This is a genomic window from Modicisalibacter sp., assembly GCF_055145905.1.
Genome location: NZ_JBSREH010000001.1, coordinates 72924 through 85793 on the forward strand (window position 1 = coordinate 72924; position 12870 = coordinate 85793).

The window sequence follows — 12870 nt, forward strand, 5'->3', positions numbered from 1 at the left end:
TCAACGGATGATGCCGCGGGTGGAAGCCTCGAGGGAGGCGATGAACACCGCCACCTCGGGCATCTCGCCGTAGCGCTCGTGCAGGTTCTCGAGCGCCTGCTCGACGGTCAGCCCCTGGCGATAGACGATGCGGTAGGCCTCGCTCAAGGCCTTGATCGCCTCGCGGGAGAAGCCGCGCCGCTTGAGCCCCACCAGGTTGAGGCCATGCGCCTCGCCCGGATTGCCGTTGACCATCAGGTAGGCGGGAATGTCCTTGGTGACGATCGAGCCACCGCCGCACATGGCATGCTCGCCGACATGACAGAACTGGTGGATGGCGGCCAGCCCGCCGAGGATCGCGAAGTTGCCCAGGGTGACGTGGCCGCCGAGGGTCGCCTGGTTGGCGAGGATGCAGTCGTCGCCGATCACGCAGTCATGGCCGACATGGGAATAGGCCATGAACAGGTTGCGGCTGCCGATGGTGGTCTCGCCGCGATCCTGGACGGTGCCGCGGTGCAGGGTCACGCCCTCGCGCACCACGTTGTCGTCGCCCATTTCCAGCCGGGTCGGCTCGCCGGCGTACTTCTTGTCCTGGCAGGCCTCGCCCACCGAGGCGAACTGGAAGATGCGATTGCGTCGCCCCAGCCGCGTCGGCCCGTTCACCACGACGTGCGGACCGATCCGGCACCCCTCGCCGATTTCCACATCGGCGCCGATGATGCTGAACGGCCCCACCTCGACGTCATCGGCGAGACGCGCGCTGGGGTCGACGATGGCGGTTGGATGAATCAAGCGACCTTCCTCTCGGCACAGATGATCTCGGCCTCGCAGGCCACTTCACCGTCGACGGTGGCGGAGCACTCGAACTTCCAGATGCCGCGCTTGGCACGAACCACCCGGGCTTCCAGGCGCAGCTGGTCGCCGGGCATCACCGGACGCTTGAAACGCACGTTGTCGCTGCCGACCAGGTAGTAGACGTAGCCGTCGGCCGGCAGCTTGTTGACGGTCTTGAAACCGAGAATGCCGCAGGCCTGAGCCATGGCCTCGATGATCAACACGCCCGGCATGATCGGATGATGGGGGAAGTGGCCGTTGAAGAATGGCTCGTTGATGCTGACGTTCTTGCGGGCAACGATGGATTCGCCGAGCTCGAGCTCCACCACCCGGTCGACCAGCAGGAAGGGATAGCGGTGGGGCAGATACTCTCGAATTTCGTTGATGTCCATTACCATCGATGCGACCTCTGAAAGTACGTATGCCTGCACGGAAGGCAGGCATCTCAGGCGGGGCATCCCGCCACGTTGATGTTGGCGCGGGATTATACGTTTCCGCGCGCCGTCAGTCCCGTGTCAGGCGCTCGAATCCCGCTCGAGGCGCGACAGGCGCTTGGCGATGTCGTCGAGCTGCTTGAAGCGCACCGCGTTCTTGCGCCACAGCGCGTTGCTCATGGCACCGGTTCCCGACGAATAGACGCCCGGCTCGGTGATCGAGTTGGTCACCAGGCTCATGCCGGTCACCTGCACGCCGTCACAGATCGTCAGGTGCCCGGAGAGCCCCACGCCGCCACCGAGCAGACAGTGGCGGCCCACCTTGGTGGAGCCGGCGATACCTACGCAACCGGCCAGTGCGCTGTGATCACCCACCTGCACGTTGTGGGCGATCTGCACCTGGCTATCGATCTTGACGTCGTCGCCGATCACGGTGTCGCCCAGCGCGCCGCGGTCGATGCTCGAGCAGCTGCCCACCTCGACGTCGTCGCCCAGCACCACGCCGCCGAGCTGGGCGATCTTGTGCCAGCCGCCGCCGTCATGGGCGAAGCCGAAGCCGTCGGCCCCGATCACGCAACCGCTGTGCAGGATTGCCCGCTTGCCGACTACCACCCCGTGATAGAGCGTGACATTGGCATGCAGGCGCGAGCCGGCGCCGATGACTGAATCCGCGCCGACCACGCAACCGGGTCCGATGCGCACGCCGTCACCCAGCTCGACCCCGCTCTCGACCACCGCGTTCGCCGCAATGGTCACGTCACGGCCCAGTACGGCGTCTCCGGCCACGACCGCGGAGGGGTGCACGCCGCCGGCATCCCGGCCGGCCATGGGGTCGAACAGGCGCGACAGCTCGGCGTAGGCCAAATAGGGATTGTCCAGCTCGAGGCGCGCCACCGGGCATTCGCCGCCATGAGCGGGGTGAATCAGCACGGCGGCGGCCCGGGTCTGCGTCAGGTACTTCAGGTAGGCCTTGTTGGCCAGGAAGCTGACGTCATCCGGGCCGGCGTCGGAGAGGGTCGCCAGGCCACTGACCCGGCGTTCGCCGTCGCCGACGAGGGTGGCGCCCAGGCGGTCAGCCAGCTCGGCCAGGGAGCAGGAAAAGGGCTCGGATTGTTTCATGGCATCGACGAGACGGGCGCCCGGCGCCCGATCCCTCACTTGGCGTTGAGAATCTTGGTGACTTCCTGGGTGATATCCAGACCGTCATTCATGTGAACGACCGCATCGCGGTCGATGACCAGGTCGGCACCGTGGCGATCGGCCGCCTGCTGGATCGCCTTGTCCAGCCGCGGCTTGGCGGTCTTGAGGAAGGCCTGCTGCTTCTTCTGCTGCACCTGCTTGAGCTGGGCACGCAGCCGCTGGAACTGACCGCCCTTCTGACGCAGTTCCTGCTGGACCTTCTTGCGCTCGGCATCGGACATCACCGCGCCATCCTTCTGCAGACGCTGCTGAAGCTTCTGCAGCTCCTCGCTCAGGGACTTCGCCTGCTGGCGCTGCTCGCTGGTCTGGTTACGCAGCTCGTTCATCGACCGCTGAGCGGCGTCGGACTGCATCAGGGCGGCACGCCAGTCGAGCACCACGACATCCGTGGCGTAGGCGGGGGCGGCGGCGAGCGCGCCCAGCAGGCACAGCGCTCCGGTCAGTTTGCGCATGAATCACTCCTTTGCCGATCTCGGCGCCTCAGAAGGTCTGGCCGAGGGAGAACTGGAAGAACTGGGTGTCGTCACCCGACTTGTCGTTGAGCGGCTGGGCGACGCTGAAGGTCAGCGGCCCCACCGGGGTCAACCACGACAGACCGAGGCCGGCGCTGTAGCGCAGTTGATCGAGCTGTACGCCGCTTTCGCAGCTGGAATCGTAGCCCGGCGGCACATCGTAACAGTCGGTGAGATAGGTGTTGCCGGCATCGAGGAACACGCTGGTCTGCAGGGTCCGGTGGTCATCGACGAACGGGAACGGGTAGATCAGCTCGGCCGAGCCCTCGACCAGCACGTTGCCGCCCAGGGTATCGTTGTTGCCGGAACCGCGTTGCGTGGTCTTCGGCCCCAGGGTGTTGCCGGAGAAGCCGCGCACCGAGCCCAGGCCCCCAGCGTAGAAGTTCTCGTAGAACGGATAGGGGTCGTTGCCGACGGTGTCCGCGTAGCCGAGCGTCGACGAGAACTTGAGCGACCAGTCGGTGGCAAGCTCGAAGAGTTTCTGGCCGCGATAGCGCAGCTTGTAGTACTGGGCGTCGGACCCGGGCACGGCGGTTTCCAGCGAAACCCGCTGATAGCTACCGTCAGTGGGCAGGATGCCGCGGTCGAGGTTGTTGCGCGTCCAGCTGGCGGTCAGCTTGTAGGCCAGCGCATCCTTGCCCTGGCCGTCGACGTACTCGATGATCTCGGCCGGGGTGTCGCTGTAGGTATTGATGCTCAGGCTCTCGAGGCCCACCCCGAAGTTCAGTCGGGTGATGTCGTTGACCGGATAGCCGAAGTTGATGTTGCCGCCGTAGGCATCGGTCGAATAGGTCGAGATGTCCGAGTTTTCGTAGTCGGTCTTGCGATAGAAGACGTTGAAGCCGCGGGAGATGCCGTCCAGCGTCCAGTACGGGTCGGTGTAGCCGAAGTTGAGCTTGGTATAGGTGTCGCTGCGCTGTGCACCGATGTCCACCTTGTTGCCGGTGCCCAGGAAGTTCTTCTGCGACAGCGAGGCACCATAGATCACCCCGGCGGTCTGCGAGAAACCGACGCTGGCCGAGATCGAGCCGGAGGGCTGTTCCTCGACGTTGTAGGTGACGTCGACCTGATCGGGCTCGCCCGGCACCGGGCGCGTTTCGACATCGACCTGCTTGAAGAAACCGAGGCGCTCGAGGCGCTGCTTGGACTGGCTGATCTTGTCGGTGGAGGCCGGCGCGCCCTCCATCTGGGTCATCTCGCGGCGCAGCACCTCGTCCTGAGTGGTGGTGTTGCCCTCGAAGTTGATGCGCCGCACATAGGCGCGCCGCCCCGGCTCGACCCGGAAGGTCACGTCGACGGTATCACCGTTCTCGTCAACCTCGGGCACGCTGTCCACGTTGGCGAAGGCGAATCCCTCGGCGCCGAGCTTCTGGCGCAGCGCCTCGGCGGAAGCCGTCAGCGTGCTGCGCGAATAGATGTCGCCGGACTTGGCGGTGATCAGCTTGCGGGCCTGCGATTCGCTGATCTTGAGATCACCGGCGAACTTGATCTGGTCGATGCGGTAGCGTTTGCCTTCGTTGACGTTGATGGTCACGAAGATCTTCGACTTGTCGGGGCTGAGCGCCACCTGGGTGGAAGTGATGGCGAAGTTCACGTAGCCGCGATCGAGATACCAGGAGCGCAGGCTCTCGAGGTCGCCGGACAGCTTCTCGCGGGAATACTCGTCGTCGGAGAACCAGCCGAAGAACCAGCCGGGGCGGTCCTCGAGCTGCAGCAGGCCGCGCAGGGTGTCGTCGGAGAAGGCCTCGTTGCCGACGATGTTGATCTGGCGGATCTTGGCGACGGCGCCCTCGTTGACCTTGATGTTCACCTTGACCCGGTTGCGCTCCATCGGCTCCACCGAGGTCTCGATGCGGGCGCTGTAACGCCCCTGGGCGTGATAGAGCTGCTCGAGCTGGCGCTGCACGTCCTCGAGCGTGGCACGCTGCAGCACCTGCCCCTCGGCCAGGCCGGCGTCCTTCATCCCCTTGCGCAGATCGTCGTCGGAAATCTGCGAGTTGCCTTCGATGTCGATCCCGGCGATCGAGGGCCGTTCGACGACGTGAATGACCAGCACATCGCCGTCGCGTCCCAGCCGTACGTCCTCGAACAGGCCGGTGTCGAACAGCTTCTTGGCAGCGTCGGCCAGCTCCCGGTCGTCGACACGCTCGCTGGCGGAAACCGGGAAGGCGTTGAAGACCGAGGCGGCGGAGACGCGCTGAAGGCCCTCCACGCGAATGTCGGAAACCGTGAAGGGGGCCGCGAAGGCCGTCGGGGTGCCGCACAGCAGCAGTGCCGCCAATCCTAGGGTCTTGAGTTTCATGCAGTCGCTTCGCTCGAGTTGTTTCCGCCAGCTCGCTGAACAGGCACCTTATACATTTACTCGGCCCGCTGACAAGGCTGGCGCACCGTGCGCCGGCACCGGCCGACGCTACAGCCGCATTAGATCGAAGTACAGCGCCATCAGCATCAGGGTGCCGACCAGCGCCATGCCGATCCGCAACCCCGCCGCCTGGGCGGCTTCCGAAACCGGGCGACCGCGCGCCGCCTCGATGAGGTAATAGAGCAGGTGGCCACCATCGAGCACCGGAATCGGCAACAGGTTGAGCACGCCGAGGCTGATCGACAGGTACGCCATGAAGGACACGAAACTTTCCAGCCCGCTGCGCGCGGTATCACCGGCGATGCGGGCGATGGTGATCGGCCCCGACAGGTTGCTCGGCGAGATCAGCCCGAGCAGCATCTTGCGGATCGAATCCAGGGTCAGCACGGTCATCTCGGTGGTGCGCGACACCGCCTGCCCCACCGCCGCCAGCGGCCCGTAGCGGATCTCGCGGCGATAGGCGTCGGGCCAGGTGACCGGCGCCACGCCGGCGCCGATGTAGCCGATGCGCTCGCCGTCCTGCTCGTGAACCGCCGGGGTCAGCGATACCTCCCGCGTCTGCCCGTCGCGGGCCACCGTCAGGGTCATGGCCTGACCGGGGTGCGCGCGCACCGCCTCGACGAAGGCCATCCAGTCGTCGATGGCCCGACCGTCGACCGCGACGATGCGATCCCCGGAGGTCAGCCCGGCACCGGCCGCCGCGCCGCCCTCGAGCACCTCGCCCAGTACCGCGGGCGTCGCCGGCCGCCACGGGGTGACCCCCAGCGTCTCCAGCGGTTGCGGCGGGTCCTGGCCGACCAGCCAGCGGTCGACCGGCACCGCGTGGCGCTGGGCGGGACCGCCCTGCTCGGCATCACGGGTCTCGATCTGCAGCGGCTGGCGAGTGCCGATGGCCGACAGCAGGCGCAGGTTGACCGCTTCCCAGGACGGCGTGTTCTCGCCCTCCACGGCGACGATCTCCTGGCCTGCCGCCAGCCCGCCTTGTGCCGCCGGCGAGTCGGGCGCCACCGTGCCGATTACCGGCGCCACCGTAGAGGTGCCGGCCACGAACAAGCCCCAGTAGACCACCAGGGCGAGCAGAAAGTTGGCCAGCGGCCCGGCGGCGACGATGGCGATGCGCTTGCCGACCGACTGCCGATTGAAGGCACGCGGCAACTCCTCGGAGGGCACCTCGCCCTCGCGCTCGTCGAGCATCTTGACGTAGCCGCCCAGCGGGATCGCGGCGATGGCGTACTCGGTGCCGTGGCGGTCGAAACGCGACCACAGCGGCTTGCCGAAGCCCACCGAGAAGCGCAGCACCTTGACGCCGCAACGACGCGCGACCCAGAAATGTCCGAATTCGTGGAAGGTGATCAACAGCCCCAGCACCACGACGGCCGCCAGGATATTCTGAATCGCGTCCATCTCGTCCCTCCTCGATCAACGCAACAGCGACAATCGCTGGTCGGCCAGCCGCCGGGCGCGGGCGTCCTCGGCGAGAACCTGCTCCAGGCTGTCGGCGGGCACCGCCGGGCAGGCCTCGAGCACCGCCTCGACGACCTCGGCGATGGCCGTGAAGCCCAGCCGCCCGTCCAGAAACGCGGCCACCGCCACCTCGTTGGCGGCGTTGAGCACCGCCGGCGCCGTGCCGCCCGCACGCATCGCCTCGCGGGCCAGGCGCAGGCAGGGAAAGGCTCGTTCGTCGGCCGGCTCGAAGTCGAGCCGGGCCACCTGGAACAGGTCGAGCAGCTCGACACCGGCGTCGATGCGCTCCGGCCAGGCCAGGCCGTAGGCGATCGGCGTGCGCATGTCGGGGTTGCCCAGCTGGGCGATCACCGAGCCGTCGCTGTAGGCGGCCATGGAATGCACCACGCTCTGCGGATGCACCACCACCTGAATCTGCTCGGGACGCGCGGCGAACAGCCAGCAGGCCTCGATCAGCTCGAGCCCCTTGTTCATCAGTGTGGCACTGTCCACGGAAATCTTGCGGCCCATCGACCAGTTGGGGTGGGCGCAGGCCTGCTCGGGGGTGACGCCGGCCAGCGCGTCCGGCGTCCAGCCGCGGAAGGGCCCGCCCGAGGCGGTCAGCAGCAGCTGCGTCACGCCGGCCCCGGCCAGGCCGTCGTCGCGGTCGGGCGGCAGGCACTGGTAGATGGCATTGTGCTCGGAGTCGATGGGCAGCAGCACGGCATCATGGCGCGCCACCGCGTCCATGAACAGCGCCCCGGACATCACCAGCGCCTCCTTGTTGGCCAGCAGCACGCGCTTGCCGGCGCGCACCGCCGCCAGGGTCGGCAGCAGCCCCGCTGCACCGACGATGGCCGCCATCACCACCTCGACCTCGCCGGCCTCGGCCACCTCGACCAGCGCCGCCTCGCCGGCGCGCACCTCGGTGGCGATGTCCGCCGCGGCCAGCCGCTCGCGCAGCCAGGCCGCATCGGCCTCGCGGGCGAGGACCGCCACGGCCGGCCGATGTACCCGGCACTGCTCGAGGAGCGACTCGCGCCGGCTGCCGGCGGTCAGGGCGTGAACCCGATAGCGCTCGGGATGCCGGGCGATGACATCCAGGGTGCTGGTGCCGATGGAGCCCGTGGCCCCCAGCACGGTGACGCGCTGCGGAGTACGGACGGGGGAAGGTGCAGTCATCAGGGCCTCCTCACTGCCACAGCTTGAGCAGCGCGAACAGCGGCACGGCCGCGGTGAGGCTGTCGATGCGATCGAGAATGCCGCCATGCCCCGGCAGCAGGCGCCCGGAATCCTTGATGCCCCGCCAGCGCTTGAACAGGCTCTCGAGCAGATCGCCGAGTACCGAGGCCAGGGTCACCACCAGGGTGATCAGCATCAGCCACAGGCTCTCGCCGAGCGGCAGACCCAGGCCCAGCGCGTAGCCCAGGGCCAGCAGCGCGGTCACCGCCATGCCGCCGTAGACCCCCTCCCACGACTTGCCGGGACTCACCCGCGGCGCCAGCTTGTGGCGACCGAAGCGCCGCCCGGCGAAGTAGGCACCGATGTCCGCCAGCCACACCAGCAGCAGCACGTAGAGCAGCCACTCGGCCCCGCTGGCGCGCAGCTGCACGAGCCCCGCCCAGCAGGGCACCAGCACCCAGAGCCCGGTCAGCAGGCGAGCCGGCGACGAGCGCCACTGCCAGCCGCGCTCGGGATACCCGGCGACCCAGTAGAAGCTCAGCAGCCAGCCGCCGAGCGCCAGCCACAGCGGCCAGGCCGCCGCCACCGCGCCGCTCTGCCAGCCGGCCAGCATCAGCACGGCGATCACCGCCAGGTAGGCCAGCCGCCCCAGCGGGGCGGCGACGCCGGAGAGGTTGGCCCATTCCCAGCCGGCGAGCAGCACGACGGCGCCGGTGAACAGCGCGAAGGGCGTGCCGGACAAGCCGAACAGGCCGGCCAGCATCAGCGGAGCGAGAATGACGGCGGTGAGGATCCGTTGCTTAAGCACCCTGTGCCTCGATCTGTTCCTGGGTCATGCCGAAGCGCCGCTGGCGATGCGCGAAATCATCGAGCGCCTCGTCGAGGGCATCCCCCCCGAAGTCGGGCCACAGACGCGGCGAGAAGAAAAGCTCGGCGTAGGCCAGTTGCCAGAGCAGGAAGTTGGAGATCCGCTGTTCGCCGCTGGTGCGGATGCACAGGTCGACCGGCGGCGCGCTGACCCGGGCGATCTCCTCGCCGAGCGCGTGCTCGTCGATCTCCCCGGCCTTGAGCTCGCCGGCCTCGACCCGTTCGGCCAGGCGCCGCGCCGCCAGGGCGATGTCGCGCTGCCCGCCATAGTTGGCGGCGATGATCAGGTGCAGCCCCTGATTGTCGCGGGTCAGCGACTCGGCCCGGGCGATGTACTGCTGGATGGTGTTCGAGAAGCGCTCCCGCTCGCCGATCACGCTCAACCGGATGCCATGCTCGTGCAGCTTGCCGACCTCGCGCTTGAGCACCATCAGGAACAGCTCCATCAGCGCGCGCACCTCGGCGGGCGGGCGCTTCCAGTTCTCGCTGGAGAAGGCGAACAGGGTCAGCGTCTCGACACCGCGTTCGGCGGCGCGCCGGATCACCGCCCGGACCGACTCGACGCCGGCCCGGTGCCCGCGCACGCCGGACAGGCCCCGCGCGCGTGCCCAGCGGTTGTTGCCGTCCATGATGATCGCCACGTGGCGCGGCAGATTGGATGACTGCGGTGAACTCATGGTCTCTCACGCGGGAGGAAAGGGGCTCCCGGGCGGCACGCCGCCCGGGCACGGCTCACACCTGCAGCAGGTCGTGTTCCTTGGTTTCCAGCAGCTTGTCGATCTCGGCGACGTACTTGTCGGTCAGCTTCTGGATGGCGTCCTCGCCCTGATGCTCTTCATCCTCGGTGATTTCCTTTTCCTTGAGCAGCGCCTTGATGTCGGCGTTGGCATCGCGGCGCACGTTGCGCACCGCCACGCGGGCGGTCTCGGCCTCGCCACGCGCCTGCTTGATGTAGTTGCGGCGCGTCTCCTCGGTCAGCGGCGGCATCGGCACGCGGATCACCGTGCCGGCCGTGGCCGGGTTGAGACCCAGGTCGGCGGTCATGATCGCCTTCTCGACCTTGGGCACCATGCTCTTCTCCCAGGGCACGACGGCCAGGGTCCGGGCATCCTCGACGTTGACGTTGGCCACCTGATTGATCGGCATCTGCGAGCCGTAGTACTCCACGGTCACCGCGTCCAGGATGCTCGGGTGGGCGCGCCCGGTACGAATCTTGTGGAAGTTGGCCTGCAGCGATTCCAGGCTCTTCTTCATGCGGGTTTCCGCATCCTGCTTGATCTCGTTGATCACGGTTTCAACCTCTGTCTATCAGCGTTCCTTCCTTACCACCCACGACCAGGTTGAGCAACGCTCCGGGCTTGGTCATGTCGAACACGCGAACCGGCATGTCATGGTCCCGTACCAGACAGATGGCGGTCAAATCCATCACGCCCAGCTTGCGGTCGAGGGCCTCGTCGTATGCCAGGCGCTCGTACTTGACGGCATCGGGATGCAGCACCGGATCCTTGTCGTAGACGCCGTCGACCTTGGTGGCCTTGACCACCACGTCGGCATCGATCTCGATACCGCGCAGGCAGGCCGCGGAGTCGGTGGTGAAGAACGGGTTGCCGGTACCGGCGGAGAAGATCACCACATCGCCCGACGTCAGGTAACGAATCGCCGTACGACGGTCATAATGCTCGACCACGCCGCTCATGGGAATCGCCGACATCACCCGCGAACGGATGTTGGAGCGCTCCAGGGCGTCGCGCATCGCCAGGGCGTTCATCACCGTGGCGAGCATGCCCATGTGGTCACCGGTCACCCGCTCCATGCCGGCCGCATGCAGGGCCGCGCCACGGAACAGGTTGCCACCGCCGATCACCATGCCGATCTGAACGCCGATGCCGACCAGCTGGCCGATCTCCAGCGCCATGCGATCGAGCACCTTGGGGTCGATGCCGAACTCGCCGTCGCCCATCAGCGCCTCGCCGGAGAGCTTGAGCAGGATACGCTTGTACTTCGACTTCTCGTTGCGTTCCGGTGACGGGGTGTTGCGATCGGAAATGACAGGCATGCGGGAATCTCCTGGTAACGGCGGGATGTGGCTTGCCGGTGACATCCACCGGCCGGATACACGATGGCGTGCGCCTGGGCGCACGCCATGCGACAACCAGAAGCTAGGACCTCAGCTACGGCGAGCCTGTTCCATCACTTCCTTGGCGAAGTCGACTTCTTCCTTCTCGATGCCCTCGCCCACCTCGAAACGGGTGAAGCCGACCACCTCGCCACCCTGCGACTTGGCGTAGTCGGCCACGGTGACGTTGGGGTCCTTGACGAAGGGCTGCTCGGTCAGGCTGTTCTCGGCCAGGTACTTCTTGAGACGGCCCTGGACCATCTTCTCGGCGATGTTCTCCGGCTTGCCGGCCATGTCCGGCTGGGCCAGGATGATCGCCTTTTCCTTGTCGAGCTCTTCCTGCGGCATGTCCTCGGGATGGGCCACGACCGGGTTGATCGCCGCGACATGCATGGCGACGTCCTTGGCCGCCTCGGCGTTGCCGCCCTTGAGCACGGTCAGCACGCCGATGCGGCTGCCGTGGACGTAGGCGCCGACCACGCCGTCGGCCGGGGCCTCGACGACCACCGCACGACGCACGCTGATGTTCTCGCCGATCTTCTGGACCAGCTGCTCGCGGGCTTCCTCGAGCTCGCCGTCCATCAGGGCGGCGACGTCTTCGCTCTTGCTCTCGAAGACCTTGCCGACCACGCGCTCGGCGAAGGCGCGGAAGTTGTCGTCGCGGGCCACGAAGTCGGTCTCGGAGTTGACCTCGAGCATCACGCCGTAGCTGCCGTCCTCGGCGACACGGGTGATGACCGCGCCCTCGGCGGCGGTACGGCCGGCCTTCTTGGCGGCCTTGAGACCGGAGTTCTTGCGCAGGTTCTCGATGGCCTGCTCGATGTCACCGTCCGCCTCGGAGAGTGCCTTCTTGCACTCCATCATGCCGAGCCCGGTGCGCTCACGCAGTTCCTTGACCAGAGATGCGCTGATAGCTGCCATGGTGGTAAACCTCTGAAAAATTCGACGTCGGATAATACGAAGGGCAGAAGCTCTGCCGGAAGCGAAACGCCTGGCTGCGGCGCGACGAAGGGGGCCGAGGCCCCCTTCGCGCGCCCTGGCTGTCCGCGCTGCCAGTCTGGCCGACAGGGATGACAGTCAGGATAGGCGCGTCGCGATCACTCGGCGACTTCGTTGTTCTCGGTCACCTCGACGAACTCGTCGGGACGGCCTTCCTTCGCCTTGGCGCAGGCGTCGGCGATCGCCTGGACGTAGATCTGGATGGCGCGGATGGAGTCGTCGTTGCCCGGGATGACGTAGTCGACGCCGTCCGGGTCGGAGTTGGTGTCGACGACACCGATGACCGGGATGCCCAGCTTGTTGGCTTCGTTGATGGCAATCCGCTCATGGTCGACATCGACCACGAACAGCGCATCCGGCAGGCCGCCCATGTCCTTGATGCCGCCGATGGCCCGCTCGAGCTTGTCCTGCTCGCGGGTGGCCATCAGGACTTCCTTCTTGGTCAGCTTCTCGAAGGTGCCGTCCTCGCGCATCGCTTCCAGTTCGCGCAGCCGCTTGATGGACACGCGAATGGTCTTGTAGTTGGTCAGCATGCCGCCGAGCCAGCGGTGGTTGACGAACGGCTGACCGGCGCGGGTGGCCTCTTCCTTGATGATCTTGCTGGCGGCGCGCTTGGTGCCGACGAACAGGATCTTGTTGTTGGCGGCCGCCATCTTCTCGACCACGCCGATGGCATCGTTCAGCGCCGGCAGGGTGTGCTCGAGGTTGATGATGTGGATCTTGTTGCGCGCACCGAAGATGAACTTGCTCATCTTCGGGTTCCAGTACTTGGTCTGGTGGCCGAAGTGGGCGCCCGCCTTGAGCAGGTCGCGCATGTTGACTTGCGCCATGGGATGTCTCCTGATGAATCGGGTTAGGCCTCCATGTACCCCATGGATCCGACCGCGGCACGCATCGGCGTCGACCTCGGCACCCGGGACCATGTGACGGTACATGTGTGTT

General features: G+C 66.9%; 13 protein-coding genes. All 13 read right to left on the reverse strand.

The features are described from left to right. Complete coding sequence (lpxA, locus tag ACTCB7_RS00320) at positions 1–771, reverse strand: acyl-ACP--UDP-N-acetylglucosamine O-acyltransferase (protein WP_463005159.1); 771 nt, start codon at positions 769–771, stop codon at positions 1–3. Next, positions 768–1211 (reverse strand): 3-hydroxyacyl-ACP dehydratase FabZ, encoded by a 444-nt coding sequence (gene fabZ / locus ACTCB7_RS00325; RefSeq protein ID WP_224415714.1) that lies wholly within the window; start codon positions 1209–1211, stop codon positions 768–770. Before fabZ ends, lpxA begins: the two co-directional genes overlap by 4 nt. A gap of 117 nt (positions 1212–1328) precedes the next feature. Beyond that, positions 1329–2366 carry a UDP-3-O-(3-hydroxymyristoyl)glucosamine N-acyltransferase gene (lpxD, locus tag ACTCB7_RS00330; protein WP_224415715.1) on the reverse strand — a complete coding sequence of 346 codons (1038 nt, stop codon included), beginning with the start codon at positions 2364–2366 and terminating at the stop codon, positions 1329–1331. 35 nt (positions 2367–2401) lie between these two features. Then, positions 2402–2899 (reverse strand): OmpH/Skp family outer membrane protein, encoded by a 498-nt coding sequence (locus ACTCB7_RS00335; protein WP_224415716.1) that lies wholly within the window; start codon positions 2897–2899, stop codon positions 2402–2404. A 28-nt stretch (positions 2900–2927) separates the two neighbouring features. Further along, complete coding sequence (gene bamA / locus ACTCB7_RS00340; protein ID WP_463005160.1) at positions 2928–5261, reverse strand: outer membrane protein assembly factor BamA; 2334 nt, start codon at positions 5259–5261, stop codon at positions 2928–2930. A gap of 108 nt (positions 5262–5369) precedes the next feature. Next, complete coding sequence (gene rseP, locus ACTCB7_RS00345) at positions 5370–6725, reverse strand: RIP metalloprotease RseP (protein ID WP_463005161.1); 1356 nt, start codon at positions 6723–6725, stop codon at positions 5370–5372. A 15-nt stretch (positions 6726–6740) separates the two neighbouring features. Continuing rightward, a complete protein-coding gene (gene ispC, locus ACTCB7_RS00350) occupies positions 6741–7946 on the reverse strand; it encodes a 1-deoxy-D-xylulose-5-phosphate reductoisomerase (protein WP_463005162.1) in 1206 nt (401 codons plus the stop codon). Between the two features lie 10 nt (positions 7947–7956). After that, positions 7957–8754 (reverse strand): phosphatidate cytidylyltransferase, encoded by a 798-nt coding sequence (locus tag ACTCB7_RS00355; protein ID WP_463005163.1) that lies wholly within the window; start codon positions 8752–8754, stop codon positions 7957–7959. Next, complete coding sequence (gene uppS, locus ACTCB7_RS00360; protein WP_463005164.1) at positions 8747–9490, reverse strand: polyprenyl diphosphate synthase; 744 nt, start codon at positions 9488–9490, stop codon at positions 8747–8749. The genes ACTCB7_RS00355 and uppS overlap by 8 nt, the downstream gene beginning before the upstream one ends. A 55-nt stretch (positions 9491–9545) precedes the next feature. After that, positions 9546–10103 (reverse strand): ribosome recycling factor, encoded by a 558-nt coding sequence (frr, locus tag ACTCB7_RS00365; RefSeq protein ID WP_224415721.1) that lies wholly within the window; start codon positions 10101–10103, stop codon positions 9546–9548. Positions 10104–10107: 4 nt separating this feature from the next. Continuing rightward, on the reverse strand, positions 10108–10869 hold the full coding sequence (gene pyrH, locus ACTCB7_RS00370) for a UMP kinase (RefSeq protein ID WP_224415722.1): 762 nt from the start codon (positions 10867–10869) through the stop codon (positions 10108–10110). A gap of 111 nt (positions 10870–10980) precedes the next feature. Further along, on the reverse strand, positions 10981–11850 hold the full coding sequence (gene tsf / locus ACTCB7_RS00375; RefSeq protein WP_463005165.1) for a translation elongation factor Ts: 870 nt from the start codon (positions 11848–11850) through the stop codon (positions 10981–10983). A gap of 176 nt (positions 11851–12026) precedes the next feature. Further along, positions 12027–12758, reverse strand: a complete 732-nt coding sequence (gene rpsB / locus ACTCB7_RS00380; RefSeq protein ID WP_463005166.1) for a 30S ribosomal protein S2 — start codon at positions 12756–12758, stop codon at positions 12027–12029. Positions 12759–12870 lie beyond the last annotated feature (112 nt).

Excerpts from the sequence above, each read along its gene's own strand:
- tsf (WP_463005165.1), bottom strand. The coding sequence starts at position 11,850 with ATGGCAGCTATCAGCGCATCTCTGGTCAAGGAACTGCGTGAGCGCACC.
- bamA (WP_463005160.1), bottom strand. The coding sequence starts at position 5,261 with ATGAAACTCAAGACCCTAGGATTGGCGGCACTGCTGCTGTGCGGCACC.
- rpsB (WP_463005166.1), bottom strand. The coding sequence starts at position 12,758 with ATGGCGCAAGTCAACATGCGCGACCTGCTCAAGGCGGGCGCCCACTTC.
- fabZ (WP_224415714.1), bottom strand. The coding sequence starts at position 1,211 with ATGGTAATGGACATCAACGAAATTCGAGAGTATCTGCCCCACCGCTAT.
- rseP (WP_463005161.1), bottom strand. The coding sequence starts at position 6,725 with ATGGACGCGATTCAGAATATCCTGGCGGCCGTCGTGGTGCTGGGGCTG.
- ispC (WP_463005162.1), bottom strand. The coding sequence starts at position 7,946 with ATGACTGCACCTTCCCCCGTCCGTACTCCGCAGCGCGTCACCGTGCTG.
- pyrH (WP_224415722.1), bottom strand. The coding sequence starts at position 10,869 with ATGCCTGTCATTTCCGATCGCAACACCCCGTCACCGGAACGCAACGAG.
- ACTCB7_RS00335 (WP_224415716.1), bottom strand. The coding sequence starts at position 2,899 with ATGCGCAAACTGACCGGAGCGCTGTGCCTGCTGGGCGCGCTCGCCGCC.
- lpxD (WP_224415715.1), bottom strand. The coding sequence starts at position 2,366 with ATGAAACAATCCGAGCCCTTTTCCTGCTCCCTGGCCGAGCTGGCTGAC.
- uppS (WP_463005164.1), bottom strand. The coding sequence starts at position 9,490 with ATGAGTTCACCGCAGTCATCCAATCTGCCGCGCCACGTGGCGATCATC.